Origin of the sequence: Pseudomonas sp. NFACC43, from assembly GCF_900119645.1 — a bacterium.
In the GTDB taxonomy this organism is placed as follows: Bacteria; Pseudomonadota; Gammaproteobacteria; order Pseudomonadales; family Pseudomonadaceae; genus Aquipseudomonas.
The window spans coordinates 37,757-56,696 of record NZ_FPKK01000023.1; the positions used below are offsets into that span (position 1 = coordinate 37,757).

An 18,940-nucleotide genomic window follows, 5' to 3' on the forward strand; every position below is an offset into this window, starting at 1 on the left:
ACGAGGATCATGGCTGATTCGATTTCACTGAAAAAACTGGTCACCCGGCTGTTGCTGGTGGTGGTGGCCATGTTTGTCTTCGGATTCGCCCTGGTGCCGATCTACGACGTGATGTGCAAGGCGTTCGGCATCAACGGCAAGACCGGCGGACAGTACGAAGGCGAGCAGACCGTCGACGAGTCGCGGCAGGTGCGCGTGCAGTTCCTGTCGACCAACGCCGTGGACATGGTCTGGGACTTCTACCCCAGGGGCGATGAGCTGGTGGTCAAGCCCGGGGCGGTGAACGAAATGGTCTTCGTGGCCCACAACCCCACCGACCGGCCAATGAGTGCCCAGGCCGTGCCGAGCATTTCACCGAGCAACGCGGCGGCCTATTTCCACAAGACCGAATGCTTCTGTTTTACCCAGCAAGTGCTGCAACCCGGCGAGCGTATCGAAATGCCCATGCGCTTCATCGTCGACCGGGAAATGCCCAAGGAAGTGAAGCACCTGACGCTGTCCTACACGCTGTTCGACATCACTGCTCGTCATCCACCGGTGGCCGTAAACACTGACCGATAGCGTGCCCGATAAGGAGAACAATAAATGGCAACTCATGAGCACTATTACGTTCCGGCCCAGAGCAAGTGGCCGATCATCGCCACGGTCGGGATGTTCGTCACGGTGTATGGCCTGGCGACCTGGTTCAACGACCTGAAAGCCGCGCGCCCGGATTCCCACGGCCCGCTGATCTTTTTCGTCGGTGGCCTGTTGCTCGCCTACATGCTCTTCGGTTGGTTCGGCGCAGTCATCAAGGAAAGCCGCGCCGGCCTGTACAGCGCGCAGCTCGACCGCTCGTTCCGCTGGGGCATGAGCTGGTTCATCTTTTCCGAAGTGATGTTCTTCATCGCGTTCTTTGGCGCCCTGTTCTATGTGCGCATGGTGTCGGCGCCGGGCCTGGCCGGCGAAGGCAGCAAGGGCCTGTCGGAGATGCTCTGGCCGAACTTCGAATACGTCTGGCCGCTTTTGAACAACCCCGATCCGAAACTCTTCCCGCCGCCCAAGGACGTGATCAGCCCCTGGGGCCTGCCGCTGCTCAACACCGTGTTGCTGGTCAGCTCCAGCGTCACCGTGACCATCGCCCACCATGCCCTGAAGAAAGGCCATCGCGGCGCGTTGAAACTCTGGCTGGCGATCACCGTGCTACTGGGGTGCGCGTTCCTGGGCTTCCAGGCCGAGGAATACATCCACGCCTATAAAGAGCTGGGCCTGACCCTGGGTTCGGGGATCTACGGTGCGACGTTCTTCATGCTCACCGGCTTTCACGGCGCCCACGTCACCATCGGCACGATCATCCTGTTCGTGATGCTGATGCGCATCATGCGCGGGCACTTCGACAACGAGCACCAGTTCGGCTTCGAGGCCGCGAGTTGGTACTGGCACTTCGTCGATGTGGTGTGGATCGGCCTGTTCATCTTCGTCTACGTGCTCTGAGACCACCGTCACCAAGGCGCGTGAGAGACCAACTGGCCGCTGAAGAAACCCCAGGCGATCAAGCCGACGGTGACAGCGGCCAGGCCGACCCGCACCGCCAGGGCGATGACCAGGCGATTGGAATCGCTTTCGTCCTTGACCAGAAAAAACAGGCCACTGAACAGGCTGGCAATCGTGGCAATCAGCATCAGGACGATGGCTGCTTTGAGCATCAGGAACACTCCGGGGGGACGCGATGCACGTGAGTATAGCTATCTCGTTCGACAGCTTTGGGGCGGCGCCATGAAAGGCTTCCGGCCAGGCATCGTGCCGTCGCTGGTAGTGGCCGTGCTGGTGCCGGTGATGGTGTGCCTGGGGTTCTGGCAACTGAGTCGGGGCGAACAGAAACGCGTGCTCATGGACACCTATGCCGAGCGCCGGGTGGCGCCGCCGATGGCCAGCGTCGAACTGCCGCAAACCCAGGATCCGGCCTTTCGCAGGGTCAGCCTGCACGGCCAGTTCGACGCCGCCCACAGCATCCTGCTGGACAACCGCCAGCACGACGGCAAGGTGGGCGTCGAGTTGCTGCAACCTTTTCTCGACCAGGCGAGCGGACAGTGGCTGCTGGTCAATCGTGGCTGGCTGCCCTGGCCCGACCGCCGCACCCCACCGGTCTTCAGCACCCCCGAACAACCGGTGAGCCTGCAGGCCTGGGTCTACGTCGCGCCGGGCGCCACCTTCCAGCTCCACGCCGACCCGGTGGATGCGCCGTGGCCGCGACTGGTCACCGCCATCGAACCGGACAAGCTCTGGGCCGAACTGGATCGCCACGGCTTCGCCTATGAACTACGGCAACAAAGCGGCCCCGGCGCCTACCGGACCGATTGGCCGGTGGTGGCCATGGGGCCGGAAAAACACCTCGGCTACGCCGTGCAGTGGTTCGCCATGGCGGCGGCGCTGTTCGGCCTGTTTCTTTATCTTGGATGGCATAACGCAGGGAGACACCATGGGAACCACCATGAATCCAACCAACACGTCTGAGGCCGCCACCGCGCGCAATCGGCGCAAAGGACGCGTGCAGTTGCTGTTGATCGTGCTGGGGGTGATCGGTCCGATGATCCTGGCCACCGGCATGTACAAATTCCAGTTCTGGGTACCGGAAAGCCGCAGCTACCACGGCGAGCTGATCGGCACCGGCCAGACCCGCGCCGAGATCGGCGTACAGGCCGACGAACAGCGCTGGCAGATCCTCGTCACCGCGCCGCAGGAATGTTCGGTGGACTGCCGGCAGCTGGTGTACCTGGCCCGGCAGGTGCAGATCGGCCTGGGCCGCGATGCCTCCCGCGCCAGCCACGCCCTGGCGGCCGCCCAACCGCTGGATGCCGAATACGACGCCCAGCTGCAGCGCGAATACCCGCAACTGCAACGCTACCCGCTGGACCTGCCGGCCTATCAGAAAGGCGCCCAGGGTTCCGGCGGTGCCCAGCTGTGGATCATCGATCCCCACAGCAACCTGGTGCTGCGCTATGACGCCCGGGTCAAGGGCAAGGACCTGCTCAACGACCTGCGACACCTGCTGAAACTGTCGAACATCGGATGAGGGCATCGACATGGCCAAACCAGGATTTCGCCTCGCGCTGTTTGCCACACTGCTGGCACTGATCGTCGTATTGCTGGGCGCCTACACCCGACTGACCCACGCCGGCCTCGGTTGCCCCGACTGGCCCGGTTGCTACGGCTTCATCAGCGTGCCCAAGAGCGAAGCCCAACTGGCCCATGCCGAACTGCACTTTCCCGACGCGCCGGTGGAAGCCCACAAGGGCTGGAACGAGATGGTCCATCGTTATTTCGCCGGCGCGCTGGGGTTGATGATCGCAGTGCTGGCCGCCCGCGCCTGGATGGACCGGCGTCGTCCCGGCCAGCCGTTGAAGCTGCCGCTGTTCCTGCTGGCGGTGGTGTTCGCCCAGGCGGCGTTCGGCATGTGGACCGTGACCCTGAAGCTCTGGCCCCAAGTGGTCACCGGACATCTGCTGGGTGGGTTCGCCACCTTGAGCCTGCTGTTCCTGCTCACCTTGAGATTGTCCGGCGTACTGCCGGCGCTGACCGTGCCCAAGCGCCTGCAACACTGGGCCACCGCCGGGCTGCTGCTGGTGATCGGCCAGATCGCCCTCGGCGGCTGGGTCAGCTCCAACTACGCCGCCGTGGCCTGCATCGATTTCCCCACCTGCCACGGCCAATGGCTGCCACCGGCCGACTTCGCCAACGGCTTTCACCTGACCCAGCACATCGGCCCGAACTACCTGGGCGGGCAACTCGATAGCGACGCCCGCACCGCCATCCACCTGACCCACCGCATCGGCGCGTTGCTGGTGACGCTGGTGCTGCTGGGCCTGGCCTGGCAGTTGAAGAGCGTCGGCATGACCCGGCTGGCCGGCCTGGTGCTGGCGGCCCTGGCGGCGCAAATCACCCTGGGCATCAGCAACGTGCTGTTCCACTTGCCGTTGCCGGTGGCCGTGGCCCACAACGCCGGGGGCGCCGCACTGCTGCTGACCCTGGTGCTGGTCAATTATCACGCCCGCACCAGCCTGGTCCGGGTCAAGCATCAGGTCCCGCTGCGCTGGCGGTTCAACCCGCATAAACACGGCGTCGCCCCCATTACGATAAAAGGAGAGATGCCATGGCAACCTTGACCGGTGAACGCCACAGCCAGGCGATCTGGCGCGATTACCTGGAGCTGACCAAACCCAAGGTCGTGGTGCTGATGCTGATCACCTCCCTGGTGGGCATGTTCCTCGCCACCCGCGCCGGCGTACCGTGGACGGTGCTGGTGTTCGGCAACCTGGGCATCGCGTTGTGCGCCGGCGGCGCGGCGGCGGTGAACCATGTTGTGGACCGGCGCATCGATGCGGTGATGGCCCGTACACACAAACGACCACTGGCCGAAGGCCGGGTCTCGCCGGCCGCGGCCCTGACGTTCGCCCTCGCCCTGGCGGTGGCCGGACAGGCCTTGCTGCTGGCCTTCACCAACCCGCTCACGGCGTGGCTGACCCTGGCTTCGCTGCTGGGTTATGCGGTGGTCTATACCGGGTTCCTCAAGCGGGCGACACCGCAGAACATCGTCATCGGCGGCCTGGCCGGCGCGGCGCCACCGCTGCTGGGCTGGGTGGCGGCCACCGGGCATGTCAGTGCCGAGCCGCTGCTGCTGGTGCTGATCATCTTCGCCTGGACCCCACCGCACTTCTGGGCCCTGGCGATCCACCGTAAAGAGGAATACGCCAAGGCCGATATCCCGATGCTGCCGGTGACCCATGGCGAGCACTACACCAAGGTGCATATCCTGCTGTACACCCTGGTGCTGCTGGCGGTGAGCCTGATGCCCTTCGTGATCCAGATGAGCGGCCTGCTCTACCTGATTTGCGCCCTGGTACTCGGCGCGCGGTTCCTGCAATGGGCCGTGGTGTTGTACCGTGGCAGTCGGCCGCACGCCGCGATCAACACCTTCAAGTACTCTATCTACTACTTGTTCCTGCTGTTCATCGCCCTGCTTGTCGATCACTACCTATTGTTGAGCCTATGACCCGAACCCAGAAAACCGTCTTCATCCTCGCGGCCGTGATCGCACTGATCCTGGGCCTGACCATCAATAAGGTGCTGTCCGGCAAAGGCCAGGGCGACCCGACGGGGTTGATCGACGCCGGCATCATCCTGCTGCCCCAGAGCCGCAACCTGCCGGACGTGAAAATGACCGACCAGGACGGCCAGCCCGTGTCGATGGACGGGTTGAAAGACAAATGGAGCCTGCTGTTCTTCGGCTACACCTTCTGCCCGGACATCTGCCCGACCACCCTCGCCCAACTGCGCCAGATCAAGAGCGAACTGCCGCCCGAGGCGGTGGATAAGTTGCAGATCGTACTGGTGAGCGTCGACCCGAACCGCGACACGCCCAAGCAGCTCAAGCAGTACCTGGGTTACTTCGACCCGCAGTTCAAAGGCCTGACCCCTTCCTCCATCGAAGACCTGCAAAAACTCGCCAACGCCGTGAGCATTCCCTTCATCCCGGCGGACACCAGCAAGCCCAACTACACGGTGGATCACAGTGGCAACCTCGCCGTCATCGGCCCGGACGGCAGCCAACGCGGCTTCATCCGCGCCCCGTTGAACAACCAGAAACTGGTGGCGCAGTTGCCGGAAATGCTCAAACACAAATAGAGTCCCAGGGGCATGCCGCTCAACCAAGCCATGCCGATCCCTTGCGGTGAGGAAGTCCCTTGTGGCGAGGGGCTTTATCCCCGCTGGGCTGCGCAGCAGCCCCCCAAAAAGCTGAATGCGATCTACACGGCACAACGCGATGGCTGGGTTCAGGGCGAGGGGCGAGAGACCTCCAGCCCCCAATCTCTCTTGGGAGCGGGCTTGCTCGCGAAAGCGGCGGCTCAGCTTGCATCAATATTGAATGTGCCGCCCTCTTCGCGAGCAAGCCCGCTCCCACACCGGATGCTGGTGAACACAGTCTCTGCAACAGCCCCCAATCCCGGTGGGAGCGAGCCTGCTCGCGATGAAATCGACACGGTTCCAGACCAAACCAAGTCCCCCGCATCACCGATAAACCCGGTTCCTACAGCCCCCACCTACACACCTCCACCAACCCACGAATCCTTGCGTCTTTGCCTACAACTGCGCCAGAATCCGCCCGCTTGTGCGCCTTGTCCCCTGGGCTCTATTGTCGTTCCTGCCACTGCCCATCAGTGGTCGGGTTTAGTAGCCCGGTTCACATCACGGTTGCACAAGTCTCATCGACAGGCATTAGCCTATTCTCGATGGTGGCTGTGCGCATGGCGCCTTCGGGCGCGCCGGGTTTGGTGTGATCACCGGTCTACTAACTTGCGCACAGCCGCCTCCATCCGTTTAGTAGCGAAATGGTGCGGCCCCATTAGAGGATCACACCAATGTTCAAAGTAACTCCGAACCCTCCAGAAACAGACCCCACTACACAGTCCGCAAAAGCCAAGGCCAAGCAGCAAGCAGAAACCACCAAACGCGTGCTCGATCACTACTTGCTGCCGAAGCCGGATCAATCCAAAGACGAACCAAAACCGGGACAGGTTTTCACCGTTGTGAAAGGCCTCGATAACGAGTGCATGCTCGCCAACCTCAGTGAAACGCTGGCTTCAGCAGATGCCATGGTCACTGATCTGGCATTCGACCTGGATGGCTCGCGGCGCCATTTGGCGCTGGGGATTCAGCAGTTGATTGAGCTGAGTTCGTTGTTGGCGAATCGGGTGTTGGATAATGTGGAGCCGGGGCGGTAGGGAAACGGTCCCAATGAAAAAACCCGGCATTCTGTGCCGGGTTTTAGTGCGTTCGTAGATGCAGATGGCTGAACTTATATTTTGCATAAATTTCAGATCGCAGTTACCACCAAAAGCTCTATCATTCTCCCCCCGAAAATGGATCGGATATTTGTTTCGCGCAACTCCCATTTTGGAGTTTTTCCATAGTCTAAAATCGCCCGATGAAGACACCCAATAATGCTGCTGAAAACCTCAGGTTCACCATTTGCCATCTTAAGAGTGCATGAGTTCGAGTTTGCAATCGGTCGAATAAGGGCAACCCCGGGTATTTCATTTACTGAGGTGTATGTATCTACGTGGTCCATTTCAGGTGATTTTAATATGCCTATCACCACGTTCTCAGTGGCAGCAGCTGCTAAATTCTGATAGCTCATGAAGAACGATTTACCACTTATCGTTACGTATACCCTAGCGAAATTGATTGGGTCGACGCCGTAATCGCCCAAATAGCCTGCAGCAATGCACCGTTCAAAATCACTAGCACCTTCACTCTCAAGGATTTCTAGTTGCTCCATACCCCATGATCTTAAGACGTCTTTCGTAGCCTCTGGAATGTCTAAGTCCCGCTTCGCAGATGCGGGTAGATAGTCTATGTATCCAATAAACGCATCTGAGCTTCCGGCCGCAATTGATGCAGGTAGCCCGCCCACAGTGCGAAGTCCTAAAAGCATTTGAGCCGTCGCAGGATGCGTTGATATTGCTGCCATTCCAATAACGGTATCATCTGCTCTTTTTATTGGACGTAATCTATGGTGATTTCCATCTATATACTGCCGCAAGGTAATATCTTCACGATTTGATAAGAAGCTGATGCGGTTGAGCAATTCTCGTGATTTCTTGATATCTGCACATCTGCCGTCATGGACCTGAACAGGGGAGTTACCCGTAACAAAGACTCGCACAGGAACGTCGAGGCCAACAGTGAGCGTGGAAATGAATTCTTCAAGAGTGCATTCAAACTCCTTCGCGCCTGAATAATTAGGCTTAAGCTTAATCGAATCCCCAAACGATAAAATTTCGGGCTTCAACCTCGCCGTGACTTTTGTAGATATATTTGAGGAAAACCCGTTGACTCTTCCGCTCCGAAGAATCGGGCGAAGGGAAACACCTGAATTAAAAACAAGTGTATTTACGTCTGCGAGCCCTTTGTCCCAGTATCTACTTGAAACCTCGACGAAATCTGAAATCATGAAAATCGAATAGAAACCAACCCCAAAACGGCCAATTGATCGAAATTTTGATGCACGGAGACCCGGGAATTCAGCTTGAACTAGTGAGGATTTCCAAAAGCTATTTCCAAAATCGAGTAATGGCCCTGTCATTACTCTACGAGACATGCCAGTTCCATTGTCTTCAACAGACAACTTTCCGTCTTCAGTGAAACGTACGATAATTTCTCCTTCAAAACCAGGCTCTATAAATCTCCGAGCTACAACAGCATCTCGGGCATTCTGTATCATCTCTCGCAAAACGATTGCGAAAGTATGTATCGGCGACCCCTTGCCATAGAGGTTTTGCCCTCCGAGCTCTTTAACCAAAGACTCTACATTACTAACATGTGGCTTAGCCCCACATGGCATCCACCCTTCTACGCGTAAATACCGAACTAATTGTTCAATAGATTCTGCACCACTAACTCTTTTAACCTTGAATTCTGGAGCTGTCTGTCGAGCGCGATTGCGAAGTAGCTCATTGGATGAAGCGATTTCGTGAGCAACAGTGGAAACTGCATCGTAGGCCACCCACCAGGCAGTCGCATCGCTCTCCAGGAACGGCCGGCTGGATGTGTAGATTACCGCCGTATTACGTTGATCACCTGTGTCGGGCGAGGGGCCCATCATTCGGTTTTGAGCTTTCCAATGCTCCAAAGATACCCCTTGACGTTTTATTAGAGCATATAAAAATAACGGCGCTCTTGCCTGATTGATGTGAGCCGCGTCAGCGCACCGTAACAGACACGCTATCTTTACCGGATCTACTGACCAATCTGGCGGAAGTGGAAAAGGTGCATTGAACTGCTCTCCCAATGAAATTGAAAGCGCTTCCGTGTTCCAGTGGTGGCTGGACGCAATATTTCCCGCGAGTGGGCCTAATTCCGTGCGGAGAAGGATATCATCGATCAAATACATAGTCTGACCAGTATCTGGATGCTTCCAACCAATCTCCAGGAGCTTCTGAGCCTGATGAGCATGCAGAGCACGAAGCGCAGTGAAGTCCGCAGCAGCTTGGCGCGCGTCATCTGTCAGATTTGGCGACTGGTCACATTCGTGTGCGTAGGCATCCCTCCATTCAACAGAAGCCCGTACACCTTCGCGACCATTCTCATATGCTTGCCAACACATCGCCGAATCATGGAGTAACACGGACAAACCAAAAACGAATCCTTCTAGCGGGTTTAGTGGATAATTATCACCCGCTATTAAATCAGCAGTTTCCCAAAGAGCATCTAGGTGCGTAACGTCATGTACGGTAAGCCCAGGCAAAACATGTGCGATTCTCTCTACAATAGGCTTTACATTTTCTCTACATGCCATTAGGGCCGCTCGGAGCCGCGTACGGTGCGACTCCAAGGGGTCATCTGAAATCGGAGCAAGCGAAGACTGCCACAATCCGGTCTTTTGGAATCCATCAGCCATTTGCTTCTCCCACGGTTTTTTATAGATTGTGCGCGCTTCGTTCGAAGCACACATCAACTTGCTTCACTTAGCGTTTCTGCACTCAAAATTCTGCTGATACTGAGAGCCATAATTTTCCATTACAATATTACTCGACTGGACATCTAATTCCTACGAGGAGCAGGTACCTCTCACTTACTGTTATTACAAAAAAAGAGGACAGAATTATTTCACAAATGGAAAGTCGGGCCCTTCAACCATCATCGGAAAAAGGAGTAATACCTCTGCTGTACCCATTACGCACACCAGAAGAAAAGAAGCCACCGCATTCAGACTTACGTGCGCAGCCATCACACTCTGGCACGTACTCGTTCTTCCAATCGCTGATGGACTTTCGGTAGTACGGAAGCACATCGTCGTTCACCAAGCACAACTGGTGGTTGTAGACAGATACGTTCATTCGATAAGCAGCCAAGATGCCTACAGCTTCGCTCAGAACGTCTCGGTAGTCTGCGGGGTCGACCCACAAGGCGTCCAGGTTGGCCCGGGTGAAGCCAATCATTTCCAGTCCCATCAGCGTCACGTGATCAACGAAGAGTAGATTTCGTGCGATGTACTCGCACAGTTGCGGCAGACGGCTGATCGACTGTTTGTGCAGGACGATTCGAATTTCAACCTTCTGGTTCAGCCGCTTGAGGTTGAGGATGCCTTGAACCGTTTCGTGAAATGCTCCAGGTGCCTGCACGATGTAGTCATGCAAGTCTGGATCATCAGAGTAAAGCGGGATCCCGATCATGATGTCGGGATGATCGACCTCTGCGTACTGGCGAGCAAATGACTCATCGGCGAACGTGCGCCCGTTTGAGAGCACATGCACGACAGTTCTGGGGAGGTAGGACTTCATCATCCGAATGAGATTGATGAATCGAGCCCCGGCCAGCGTTGGTTCTCCACCTGAGAACCCTACCTCGGGTGTTTCTCCGGGGATCAAGGGAATCAGTGCTTCGAGCTCATCGAGGATCCAGCTGTCGTCAATGTTCTTGGGTGGTTGAGAGCACATGAGGCAATAGTGGTTGCACTGCTCGGTCACCAACAACGAGTTATGTCTGGAATTGGCCCTGAAGAGCACCCGAATCGCCTGACCGTCCAGCCGAATGATGTCCCCGTGCCCCAGGTAGTTATAGTCGTTGGGCAGTAAGGTAAATGAACTCTTCCCTTCCAGCTCCTGCACGCGCCATTCAAGACCTTCGGGAACCAAATAGTGCAGGTAGCCTTCAGGCAATTCCTGTTCAGAAACCAAAAATGCTCGCGTTGCCCGCAGCACCATTGGGATCGCCGGATTGGTGCTGACCTGCAGTAGCAATGGACGATCCTGGACTTCGACCAGTTGGATTCGCCCGACTTTCCCAGCGAGTTTCAGCATGCGTTAGCCCATTGCATGAAGAGGCGGCGAGTAGAGGCGTCTGAGTTCATCAGGCCGATAAGGTGTTTGAAGATCGACATGTTCCGCTTGCAGAACGAGGACTCAGCCTTTCTGCCTAGAACGTCCTTGAATATGGCGTGATGGAACACTGGTTCGGCGCCGCAGTAGGGTTCAAAAGCGCAGTCGGAACACATTGGCGCGCTCAGAGTGAATGATTGTTCCAAGGCATCGAGCAGTACATCGGAAAGAATGATGTCTTCGTAGCTGTCAGTCAGGATATTGCCCAATCGGAACGTCTGATCCCCCATTTCTGCAAGCATTCGACTCTCGTCTGAGGCATAGACTGAACCGTCATAGTTGAAGACGATCGCTGCGATACCAGCCCCTGCAGGATTCATCAGGTCGACGTAGCCTGGGTCATTGCTGGTCAGCATTTTCTTGAGAATCAGGGATGCATAGTGCTCAACGAAAGGGATGCCGGCTTTGTTGAGTTCAAGGATGTAGGCAAGCCCTTCCTTATAGAACTCCAGCCACCGCTCCGTATCGTAGGTCATGAATTTGCGTGTTTTTATGGCGAAGCCATACGGAGAAAGCGCCCGCAGGAAGATACCGTTGAAGCCAAGTCGAACGTACTCGTCGATGATTTCTCTGACACGAGGCAGGCTCTTGTCAGTGGTTGTCATCAGAGCGCTAACTTTGTCCACGCCCAGGACATTGCGAGCCTTGGCCAAGCCTGCTTCGAAACGTTCGAAACTGTCACGACCGACGCGTGGCCGATTTGCATTGTGCAGGTCTGCTGGGCCATCGAGTGATGTCGAAAGGATAATGTCGTGTTTGCGGCAGAACGCGAGGAGGTCGTCGGTGAGCAGCGACAACGTGGTAGCAATGACGAACTCAAGATCACGCTTTTCCTCCAGGTTCCGTCGCTTTGCAGCCTCTACTACGTAGCGCACCATTTCGAAATTCAAAAGTGGTTCGCCGCCCTGGAACTCGATCTTGATCGCAGGATTGGGAGATCGAAAGACGAAATCCAAAGCCTTGTCCGCCATATCTGGCGTCATGTCGAAGGAAGTTTCACCATCCATTTGCCGCGAAACCTGGCAATAAGGGCAGCTGTGGTCACAGCGCAGTGTCACCACAAAGATGTGCAAGCTGGTGAACCCTGTCAGTCGCGATAGTCTCGTACGCAGTTTCAATGCAAGCAAATCGAGGGGCGCCTGCTCGTCGGCATAACGGATGAAATGCTTGGCGCGCAGCGATGCGAAGAGCGGATGCTCCGTTGCAAGATCTTTGGCGAGAAGGACGTGCAACTCTGGCTTTGCCACCTCCAAGTACTCGCCGGTCATGTTGGTAATGACGTAGTTATCACCTTCAAGACGGTCGAACTTGAACGGCAGCAATTCGTATTTGGAGCTCCGGGTATAGGCATCCACCCCCTGAAATTTACTCACTTGGGTTCAGCCTAGCGTTGGAGAAGGCCAGCCCTATTATGAGGTTGCGGATAGGGGCGGTTTCAGCCTGAAGCTGAGCACGCAACTGATAGTCGAGCACGTCCTTTCGGAACTCTTCAACGGCACGCTCAAAGGTTCCCTGCTCAGTTGTGATATTGCCAATCAGCGTACAGAGAATGTTATCGCCGTCGACTTTCAGGTCGAGAGTGAAGGCGTGCATAGCACGGTATGCCGCCTTCTGTATTGCTTCGGCTCCGTACAGCTGACTGTCGAAGGTCAGCTCCGCGAGGCCGGCCATTAGCGGCTCGAGTAATGCGAGCTGTGGGAACTATGGGACGCGTGTGATCTATGCGAATAATGGGCAGCGACCATCTGGCCATCTTCACCGCGCTTGAGGATAAAACTGAAGAGGTTGTCACCTTGGCGACCGGTGACCATCTGCTCGCCAACATTGACGATTGGCAGTGCCGCGACTTGGTTCTCAAGGGCAGTGCTTTCATCTGCCTTATCAGTGTTGGTCGTCGGAATGGAGGCCGATGCTTGGTTGGCGGTGACAGCGGCAGTCAGAGTGGCAAGGGGCAGCAGAAAATCACGCTTTTTCATTTCAACATCCCTGTGAATGGTGTGGTTATATATCACTATAGAGCCGTTTCGATTTAAGGCAAAGTGCCATTAATCGACTTTAGCACCCACATCTTCAAAAAGACCGTTACCCACAGCTGTGAAGCCCATAGAAAACGGAGACAAATTCACTTTGTCTCCGACGTAGCGATATCAGGCCTATCCTCCGCCAGCGCTGTGGACCGGTCGATCTCGACCGGCCCGTGACGCCGCTTTCCTGCCTTCTAATCGGCTACTTAACCCAAAGACTCCCTAACAGGCGTAGTCCCCCGCCCAATCAACCGCCCCAACACCCCACTCTCATCAAATAACGCCCCTTTCCCCGCCGCCGCATCAGAATCCGCCAGCAACGCCGCCAACCCCTCCGGCAACCCGACACTGACCAATACCCCTTCAAACTCAGCCTGTGGCAAATTCTGATAAACCACCGGCTTACCGGTTTTCTGACTGATCAACGCAGCCAGCTCGGTCAGTGTGTAGCTGCTATCCCCCGCCAGTTCATAGACTTTGCCCGCCTGTCCTTCGGTGGTCAGCACCACCGCTGCGGCTTGGGCGTAGTCGGCACGGGGCGCGGAGCTGATGCGGCCCTCGCCGGCGCTGCCGAGCAGGACGCCATGTTCCACGGCGCTCGGTACGTTCGCCAGGTAGTTTTCGGTGTACCAGCCGTTGCGCAGCAATACGTAGGGTACGCCCGAGGCTTTCAAGGCGGCTTCGGTATCGCGGTGTTCAGCGGCCAAGCCCAGGGTGGAGGTGTCGGCGTGCAGGACGCTGGTGTAGGCCAGGAGCGAGACACCCGCGGCCTTGGCGGCATCGATCACGGCGCGATGTTGGGCGGCGCGGCTGCCCAGTTCATTGGAGGAGATCAACAGCAGTTTATCGACGCCTTTGAACGCGGCAGTCAATGTGGCCGGCTGGTTGTAGTCGGCGGTGCGTACCACCACGCCCCGTGCGGCCAGGTCCTGGACTTTGCCGGGGTCTCGGACCAGGGCGACGATTTGCCCGGCTGGCACGCGTTCAAGCAGGGACTGGATAACGAGACGGCCCAGTTGGCCGGAGGCTCCGGTGATGGCGATCATGACAAATACCTTGATGGGGAAAGGACGAAAAGCCATCCTAGGGACCAAGGTAACTTTTTGTAAGTACGTACATAAAGGTAAGTATCGTGGACACAGCCACCGGAAATTCCGAGTCGTTCAGCGCCGCTGTTCGACGCGGCGATGTACTGAGCGCCGACTGCCCTTCTCGGGAGGTCCTCAAGCACATGACCAGCCGCTGGGGCGTGCTGGTGCTGGTCATCCTGCTGAGCGGAATGCACCGCTTCAGCGAGCTGCGCCGCAAGATCGGCGGGGTCAGTGAGAAGATGCTGTCGCAGACGTTGCAGGAGCTTGAAGCGGATGGGTTGGTCAACCGCAAGTCGCTGCCGGTGGTGCCGCCGCATGTGGAGTACCGCTTGACGCCGTTGGGGCGGGAGGCGGCGGAGCATCTTGAGGTGATGGTGAATTGGATCGAGGAGAAGATTCCGCAGATTATGGCGGTGCGGCGGGGTCGGTTGGGGGGCTGACCACCGCACCTCCAAGCCACATATCCTTGCGCCTTTGCCTACAACCGCACCAGAATCCGCCGGCTTCTCAGCCCTGCCCTCGAACTCTATCGTTTCCTTAACACTGGCCGAGCCGGCATCGATGACACTCAGGCATGCTAGCTCCCCTCGGGAAAGTCATAGGCCCGGCCGCATCCAGCTTTCGGCAGCTAGCTTTTTGGTGGCTCATGTTCACCGGTACACACCGTCTATATACTCAAATCATGGAACGTATCCAATCAATCAATCTCGCGCGGATAGACTGGTGTTGTACCGATCACGGTATGACGCGGGACGAGCTCGCCCGTGAGATCGGTATAGCACCTGCCAGCTTTGAAAAAGTGATGGCCGGCGAGACGGGACTGACCTTCAACCAGTTGCGTAAGCTGGCAGCCTTTTTCGGGCGAGGCACCTTGTTTTTCATGGAGCCAGGGCCGGTCAACGAGGCAAAGGTGCACTCGCCGCAGTTCCGCACCTTGAGCAATCAGAAACCGGAACTTTCGCACCGCCTGAAGCTGCTGGTTGAGCGAGTGGAGCGTCAACGCGCAGTGTTCCTTGCACTACGTGAGGAGCTTGATCCGACGGAGGTCGTACGCTTCTCGCCGCCCGACCTGGCAGGCCTGAGCATTCCTGACGCGGCCAACCGTGTGCGTGAATGGCTGGGGCTGGCGAACCGTAATAATTTCGACAGTTATCGTAAGGCCATCGAAGCGCGCGGCCTGTTGGTCTTCCGCAGCAATGGCTACACCGGTAAATGGCAGATTGCGAAAGAAAGCCCGATTCTCGGTTTTTCGCTCTACGATCCTGATTGCCCGGTAATCGTCATCAAAAAGCAAGATGCAGATACCCGCCAAAGCTTCACGTTGATGCATGAGTTGGGGCACCTACTTATTCATCGTGCAAGCTCGATTGACGATGAAGAGGATTTGTATTCGGCGAACGATGAAGAGCAAGAGGCGAATGCTTTTGCCGGCCATCTATTGGTCCCCGATCGGTTTCTATTAAGCATTCATGACGATGAGCGCCCTGTTGAGGCGGCCGAATTTGATGGCTGGCTGGAACCACAACGCAGGGCGTGGGGTGTGAGCGGCGAGATGATCCTACGGCGCCTGATGGATGCCGGACGTTTGCCAAGCGAAGCCTATGCCGCATACCGGCGGTGGAGCACGCAACGAGTAATGCCTGAAAAAGAGGGTGGCAGCCGAGAGCACCGCAATCGCGAACCCCGGCACATTTTCGGCGATGGTTACGTCCGCACAGTGCTGGATGCCATGAACGCTCGTCGTATCACTCTCGCCAAGGCAAGCAGCTATCTCGACAACCTTAAGATCTCGGACCTGCACAAGCTGGAACGCTTCTATGCAGGTGTTTGATGCCTCATCCATGCTTTACGCATGGGATAACTACCCTATCGCGCAGTTTCCGGGTCTTTGGGCATGGATGGCGGACCGAGTGATGCAAGGGGTGATTCGGATGTCCGAGGTTGCCGCCGAAGAGGTTGGACACAAAGCCCCGGAGTGCGTGACTTGGCTGAAGGATTCAGGTCTGCAAAAGATGCCTGTGACCGAGGCGATCCTGTTGGAAGCCTTTCGTATAAAAGGATTGCTCGAGATCGAAGAAGACAAATACGGTGCTGGGGTCGATGAAAACGATCTATACATCATTGCGACCGCGAAGCTCAATGGCTGCGAGTTAGTCACGGATGAGGCGTTTCAGCCTTCTGCGAACAAGCAAAAGCGCAATTGGAAAATTCCTGCTGTTTGCAACATGGAAAGTGTGCAAACCCCTTGGATCAACTTCCTCGACTACATCAAACGATCCCAAGCGGTTTTTGGGTGACTTCAACTGATTGAGTACAAAACGGGACAGATTTACTTTCAATCAATAAACCCGCCCCCTTCCCTATCAAACCACCGAAGCCTCAACCCCTCTGGAACGCCAGGCAAAACCCAGCACCATCAGCAGCCCCACCCCCGCCATCGCCGCGCCGGCCAGGGGGATCGCCGGGTAGCCCAGCCCGGCGTTGATCACCGCGCCACCCAGGGCCGCGCCGATGGCGTTGCCGAAATTGAAGGCCCCGATATTTACCGCCGAGGCCAGGTTGGGCGCGTCCTTGGCGGCTTCCATCACGCGCATCTGCAAGGGCGGTACCAGGGCGAAGCTGGCGATGCCCCAGACTAGGATGGCCACGCTGGTCGGCAGCGACCAGCGCATCAGCACCGTGAACGCCAGCAAGACGACGATGAGCACGCTCAGGGAAACGATCAGGGTGCGGTCTATCGAACGATCGGCCGCCCTGCCGCCCCACATGTTGCCCAGTGTCAGCCCCACGCCAAACAGCACCAGCATGGCGGTGATGAAGGGGGTGGATGCGTGGGTCTCGCTGCTCAGGATCGGCGCAATGTAAGTGAAGACGGTGAACATCGCCCCCGAGCCGACCACGGTGAGGGCCAGCGCGGCCAGTACCGGGCCCCGGCCGAGCACGCGGATTTCCGCCGCTGCGCCGCCGCTTTTCGGCAGGGGCACATCGGGCAGGGCGAACCACAATGCGACCATGGCCAGCACGCCGAGACCGGTGATGCCCCAGAAGGCCGTGCGCCAGCCGAACAGATCGCCAAACCAGGCGGCCAGCGGCACGCCGCCGATGGTCGCCAGGGTCAGGCCCATGAACATGGCGGCGACCGCTCCTGCGCGTTTTTCCGGGGCGACCACGCTGGCGGCGACGATGGAGCCGACGCCAAAGAACGCGCCGTGGTTCAGCGAGGTCACCACCCTGGCCGCCAGCAGGCTGTAGTAGTCGGTCGCCAGCGCCGACATCAGGTTGCCCAAGGTGAATATGGCCATCAACCCGATCAGCAGATAGCGCCGGGGGACCCTGCCGGTGGTCAGGGTCATCAGCGGCGCGCCCAGCAGCACGCCCATGGCGTAAGCACTGACGAGCAAGCCTGCCGCCGGAATGGAAACGCCGAGGTCCGCCGCGATGCCGGGCAACATGCCCATGGGGGCGAACTCGGTGACGCCGATGCCAAAGGCACCGATAGCGAGTGCGACGAGTGGGGGATTGATCTGCATGGAAGACTCCTTATCTGTGCCGCAGATGCTACGATCCTGGATTTCCTGGCGGTAGATCGCTTTTTTACAAACACTTATGCGCAAGGAGCACAAATGGACATTCAGGGCCGGTCAGGTGAAATGACGGTGTTCGCCACGGTGGCCCAGGAAGGCAGCCTCTCGGCGGCCGCGCGAGCGCTGGGGCTGACCCCCTCGGCGGTCAGCCGGATCATCGCGCGCACCGAGCAACGGCTTGGCACTCGCCTGCTGTTGCGCACGACCCGGGCGATCACGTTCACCATCGAGGGCGAGGCTTACCTGCGCGCCGCCCGGCGGATCCTGGCCGACATGGCCGAGGTCGAAGAAGCCATTGCCGACCAGGGCGTACCCAAGGGGCGTCTGCGGGTCAGTGCGGCCCTCGGCCACGGGCGGCAGACCATCGTTCCACTGGTGGCGGCGTTCAGTGCCCGCTATCCGAATATCGTCATCGATCTCAACCTGGGGGACGAAGTGGTGGATATTCTCGCCGGTCAGGCCGACGTGGCAGTGCGCTTCGGCCATTTGCCCGACAGCCCGCTGACGGCACGCAAGATCGGTGAAACCGGCCAGGTGGTGGTGGCCTCGCCGCAGTACCTGGAGCGCCATGGCACACCTCAGGAGCCGGAAGAGTTGTTGAGCCACAACTGCCTGCGCTTCAACTTCCGCCGCGCCGAACCCAACTGGCCATTCATCCGCAACGGGAAAGCGTTTTCTCTGAAGGTCAGCGGCAACATCGAATGCAGCAGTGGCGAGGCGCTCGCCCGACTGGCACGGGTAGGCGCCGGCATTGCTCGTATCGGCGAGTTCAGCGTGGCCGAGGATCTGCGGCGCGGCGATCTGGTGCCGCTGCTGGAGCCTTGGAACCCCGGCGATAGGGAACCGATCCATGCCGTGTTCGTGGGCGGTGCGGCGATGCCGGCGCGGGTGCGGGTGTTCGTGGATTTCCTGGTGGAGCATCATCGGATGTAAGCCGACCCAACCCTCTTTGGCCCTCATCGCCGGCAAGCGCCCTCGCCACGAAACGCTTCCCAATGAAATGTATGGTCAGCCCTTCTCCTGCAACCTCATGGGCTGTTTTCGGTAAAGCTGGCTTGCGCTAATGTATCCGGGCTCGTTGTGAGCGTTGCTGCAACAACGCTCGGCCCTCGATGAGTAGCCGCTCCCGACTGTCCTGAAAAAACCCTCAGCTTCTAAAGCTGATTTTATTGCCAGGTTCTCAGTCGGGCCGTTTGCCGTTTACTGTCATCAGTCAGTGACGTCGCAAAAGCCGGTGGTAACGCTGTGCATTCAAGCGTTCGGATGTGGGTCGTACTGGCCGCCTTTGGCCAGTACCGCCCACACGATTCGCGCCAGTTTGTTTG

Annotated in this window: 20 protein-coding genes; 12 read left to right on the plus strand and 8 right to left on the minus strand. The window is 57.9% G+C overall.

Features of this window, described 5'->3' with window-relative positions; translation table 11 throughout:
- The first annotated feature begins 9 nt into the window (after positions 1-9).
- Positions 10-561 carry a cytochrome c oxidase assembly protein gene (locus tag BT179_RS25475; protein WP_072398074.1) on the plus strand — a complete coding sequence of 184 codons (552 nt, stop codon included), beginning with the start codon at positions 10-12 and terminating at the stop codon, positions 559-561.
- A 24-nt stretch (positions 562-585) separates the two neighbouring features.
- On the plus strand, positions 586-1,473 hold the full coding sequence (locus tag BT179_RS25480; protein ID WP_053149528.1) for a cytochrome c oxidase subunit 3: 888 nt from the start codon (positions 586-588) through the stop codon (positions 1,471-1,473).
- An 8-nt stretch (positions 1,474-1,481) separates the two neighbouring features.
- Here BT179_RS25480 and BT179_RS25485 read toward each other — a convergent pair whose 3' ends face one another.
- Complete coding sequence (locus tag BT179_RS25485; RefSeq protein WP_072398076.1) at positions 1,482-1,685, minus strand: twin transmembrane helix small protein; 204 nt, start codon at positions 1,683-1,685, stop codon at positions 1,482-1,484.
- Between the two features lie 70 nt (positions 1,686-1,755).
- Between BT179_RS25485 and BT179_RS25490 the strand changes: the two genes are divergently transcribed.
- The 6 genes from BT179_RS25490 (at position 1,756) to BT179_RS25520 (ending at position 6,758) form a co-directional block, all read left to right on the plus strand.
- The gene (locus BT179_RS25490; protein WP_072398078.1) at positions 1,756-2,493 is read left to right on the plus strand and encodes an SURF1 family protein; all 738 of its coding nucleotides are present in this window, start codon (positions 1,756-1,758) and stop codon (positions 2,491-2,493) included.
- Positions 2,459-3,052 carry a hypothetical protein gene (locus BT179_RS25495; protein WP_072398080.1) on the plus strand — a complete coding sequence of 198 codons (594 nt, stop codon included), beginning with the start codon at positions 2,459-2,461 and terminating at the stop codon, positions 3,050-3,052. The genes BT179_RS25490 and BT179_RS25495 overlap by 35 nt, the downstream gene beginning before the upstream one ends.
- 10 nt (positions 3,053-3,062) lie before the next feature.
- Positions 3,063-4,142: a COX15/CtaA family protein gene (locus BT179_RS25500; protein WP_072398090.1), complete on the plus strand. Its 1,080-nt coding sequence runs from the start codon at positions 3,063-3,065 to the stop codon at positions 4,140-4,142.
- Complete coding sequence (gene cyoE, locus BT179_RS25505) at positions 4,130-5,029, plus strand: heme o synthase (protein ID WP_072432242.1); 900 nt, start codon at positions 4,130-4,132, stop codon at positions 5,027-5,029. The genes BT179_RS25500 and cyoE overlap by 13 nt, the downstream gene beginning before the upstream one ends.
- Complete coding sequence (locus tag BT179_RS25510; protein ID WP_072432243.1) at positions 5,026-5,661, plus strand: SCO family protein; 636 nt, start codon at positions 5,026-5,028, stop codon at positions 5,659-5,661. Before cyoE ends, BT179_RS25510 begins: the two co-directional genes overlap by 4 nt.
- A gap of 734 nt (positions 5,662-6,395) precedes the next feature.
- Entirely contained in the window at positions 6,396-6,758 is a 363-nt protein-coding gene (locus tag BT179_RS25520; RefSeq protein WP_072432245.1) for a DUF6124 family protein, read from the plus strand.
- Between the two features lie 92 nt (positions 6,759-6,850).
- On the opposite strand, the gene BT179_RS25525 is transcribed toward BT179_RS25520, so the two are convergent.
- The 6 genes from BT179_RS25525 to BT179_RS25550 form a co-directional block, all read right to left on the minus strand.
- Complete coding sequence (locus tag BT179_RS25525; protein WP_177305138.1) at positions 6,851-9,436, minus strand: HD domain-containing protein; 2,586 nt, start codon at positions 9,434-9,436, stop codon at positions 6,851-6,853.
- 232 nt (positions 9,437-9,668) lie between these two features.
- Complete coding sequence (gene hxsC / locus BT179_RS25530; RefSeq protein ID WP_072432246.1) at positions 9,669-10,838, minus strand: His-Xaa-Ser system radical SAM maturase HxsC; 1,170 nt, start codon at positions 10,836-10,838, stop codon at positions 9,669-9,671.
- Entirely contained in the window at positions 10,832-12,289 is a 1,458-nt protein-coding gene (gene hxsB, locus BT179_RS25535; protein ID WP_072432247.1) for a His-Xaa-Ser system radical SAM maturase HxsB, read from the minus strand. Before hxsB ends, hxsC begins: the two co-directional genes overlap by 7 nt.
- A complete protein-coding gene (gene hxsD, locus BT179_RS25540) occupies positions 12,282-12,587 on the minus strand; it encodes a His-Xaa-Ser system protein HxsD (protein WP_072432248.1) in 306 nt (101 codons plus the stop codon). The genes hxsB and hxsD overlap by 8 nt, the downstream gene beginning before the upstream one ends.
- Entirely contained in the window at positions 12,587-12,892 is a 306-nt protein-coding gene (gene hxsA2 / locus BT179_RS25545) for a His-Xaa-Ser repeat protein HxsA2 (RefSeq protein ID WP_072432249.1), read from the minus strand. The genes hxsD and hxsA2 overlap by 1 nt, the downstream gene beginning before the upstream one ends.
- 254 nt (positions 12,893-13,146) lie before the next feature.
- Positions 13,147-13,986 (minus strand): SDR family oxidoreductase, encoded by an 840-nt coding sequence (locus tag BT179_RS25550; protein ID WP_072432250.1) that lies wholly within the window; start codon positions 13,984-13,986, stop codon positions 13,147-13,149.
- A gap of 86 nt (positions 13,987-14,072) precedes the next feature.
- Here BT179_RS25550 and BT179_RS25555 point away from each other — a divergent pair, with 86 nt between their 5' ends.
- The 3 genes from BT179_RS25555 (at position 14,073) to BT179_RS25565 (ending at position 16,328) form a co-directional block, all read left to right on the plus strand.
- Positions 14,073-14,471 (plus strand): winged helix-turn-helix transcriptional regulator, encoded by a 399-nt coding sequence (locus BT179_RS25555; protein ID WP_072432251.1) that lies wholly within the window; start codon positions 14,073-14,075, stop codon positions 14,469-14,471.
- A 242-nt stretch (positions 14,472-14,713) separates the two neighbouring features.
- Positions 14,714-15,862 carry an ImmA/IrrE family metallo-endopeptidase gene (locus BT179_RS25560; RefSeq protein WP_072432256.1) on the plus strand — a complete coding sequence of 383 codons (1,149 nt, stop codon included), beginning with the start codon at positions 14,714-14,716 and terminating at the stop codon, positions 15,860-15,862.
- Positions 15,849-16,328, plus strand: a complete 480-nt coding sequence (locus tag BT179_RS25565) for a DUF4411 family protein (protein WP_072432252.1) — start codon at positions 15,849-15,851, stop codon at positions 16,326-16,328. The genes BT179_RS25560 and BT179_RS25565 overlap by 14 nt, the downstream gene beginning before the upstream one ends.
- Before the next feature lie 66 nt (positions 16,329-16,394).
- On the opposite strand, the gene BT179_RS25570 is transcribed toward BT179_RS25565, so the two are convergent.
- Positions 16,395-17,561, minus strand: coding sequence for an MFS transporter (locus BT179_RS25570; protein WP_072398141.1), 1,167 nt, complete (start codon positions 17,559-17,561; stop codon positions 16,395-16,397).
- 93 nt (positions 17,562-17,654) lie between these two features.
- Between BT179_RS25570 and BT179_RS25575 the strand changes: the two genes are divergently transcribed.
- Positions 17,655-18,548: a LysR family transcriptional regulator gene (locus tag BT179_RS25575; protein ID WP_072432253.1), complete on the plus strand. Its 894-nt coding sequence runs from the start codon at positions 17,655-17,657 to the stop codon at positions 18,546-18,548.
- Positions 18,549-18,940: the final 392 nt, after the last annotated feature.

What these genes read in the sequence shown, in the direction of transcription:
- BT179_RS25485 (WP_072398076.1), bottom strand. Translation starts at nt 1,685, where the DNA reads ATGCTCAAAGCAGCCATCGTCCTGATGCTGATTGCCACGATTGCCAGC.
- BT179_RS25480 (WP_053149528.1), top strand. Translation starts at nt 586, where the DNA reads ATGGCAACTCATGAGCACTATTACGTTCCGGCCCAGAGCAAGTGGCCG.
- BT179_RS25575 (WP_072432253.1), top strand. Translation starts at nt 17,655, where the DNA reads ATGGACATTCAGGGCCGGTCAGGTGAAATGACGGTGTTCGCCACGGTG.
- cyoE (WP_072432242.1), top strand. Translation starts at nt 4,130, where the DNA reads ATGGCAACCTTGACCGGTGAACGCCACAGCCAGGCGATCTGGCGCGAT.
- hxsD (WP_072432248.1), bottom strand. Translation starts at nt 12,587, where the DNA reads ATGGCCGGCCTCGCGGAGCTGACCTTCGACAGTCAGCTGTACGGAGCC.
- BT179_RS25490 (WP_072398078.1), top strand. Translation starts at nt 1,756, where the DNA reads ATGAAAGGCTTCCGGCCAGGCATCGTGCCGTCGCTGGTAGTGGCCGTG.
- BT179_RS25475 (WP_072398074.1), top strand. Translation starts at nt 10, where the DNA reads ATGGCTGATTCGATTTCACTGAAAAAACTGGTCACCCGGCTGTTGCTG.
- BT179_RS25560 (WP_072432256.1), top strand. Translation starts at nt 14,714, where the DNA reads ATGGAACGTATCCAATCAATCAATCTCGCGCGGATAGACTGGTGTTGT.
- BT179_RS25510 (WP_072432243.1), top strand. Translation starts at nt 5,026, where the DNA reads ATGACCCGAACCCAGAAAACCGTCTTCATCCTCGCGGCCGTGATCGCA.
- BT179_RS25570 (WP_072398141.1), bottom strand. Translation starts at nt 17,561, where the DNA reads ATGCAGATCAATCCCCCACTCGTCGCACTCGCTATCGGTGCCTTTGGC.
- BT179_RS25500 (WP_072398090.1), top strand. Translation starts at nt 3,063, where the DNA reads ATGGCCAAACCAGGATTTCGCCTCGCGCTGTTTGCCACACTGCTGGCA.
- BT179_RS25565 (WP_072432252.1), top strand. Translation starts at nt 15,849, where the DNA reads ATGCAGGTGTTTGATGCCTCATCCATGCTTTACGCATGGGATAACTAC.
- BT179_RS25550 (WP_072432250.1), bottom strand. Translation starts at nt 13,986, where the DNA reads ATGATCGCCATCACCGGAGCCTCCGGCCAACTGGGCCGTCTCGTTATC.
- hxsA2 (WP_072432249.1), bottom strand. Translation starts at nt 12,892, where the DNA reads ATGAAAAAGCGTGATTTTCTGCTGCCCCTTGCCACTCTGACTGCCGCT.
- BT179_RS25525 (WP_177305138.1), bottom strand. Translation starts at nt 9,436, where the DNA reads ATGGCTGATGGATTCCAAAAGACCGGATTGTGGCAGTCTTCGCTTGCT.
- hxsC (WP_072432246.1), bottom strand. Translation starts at nt 10,838, where the DNA reads ATGCTGAAACTCGCTGGGAAAGTCGGGCGAATCCAACTGGTCGAAGTC.
- BT179_RS25520 (WP_072432245.1), top strand. Translation starts at nt 6,396, where the DNA reads ATGTTCAAAGTAACTCCGAACCCTCCAGAAACAGACCCCACTACACAG.
- BT179_RS25495 (WP_072398080.1), top strand. Translation starts at nt 2,459, where the DNA reads ATGGGAACCACCATGAATCCAACCAACACGTCTGAGGCCGCCACCGCG.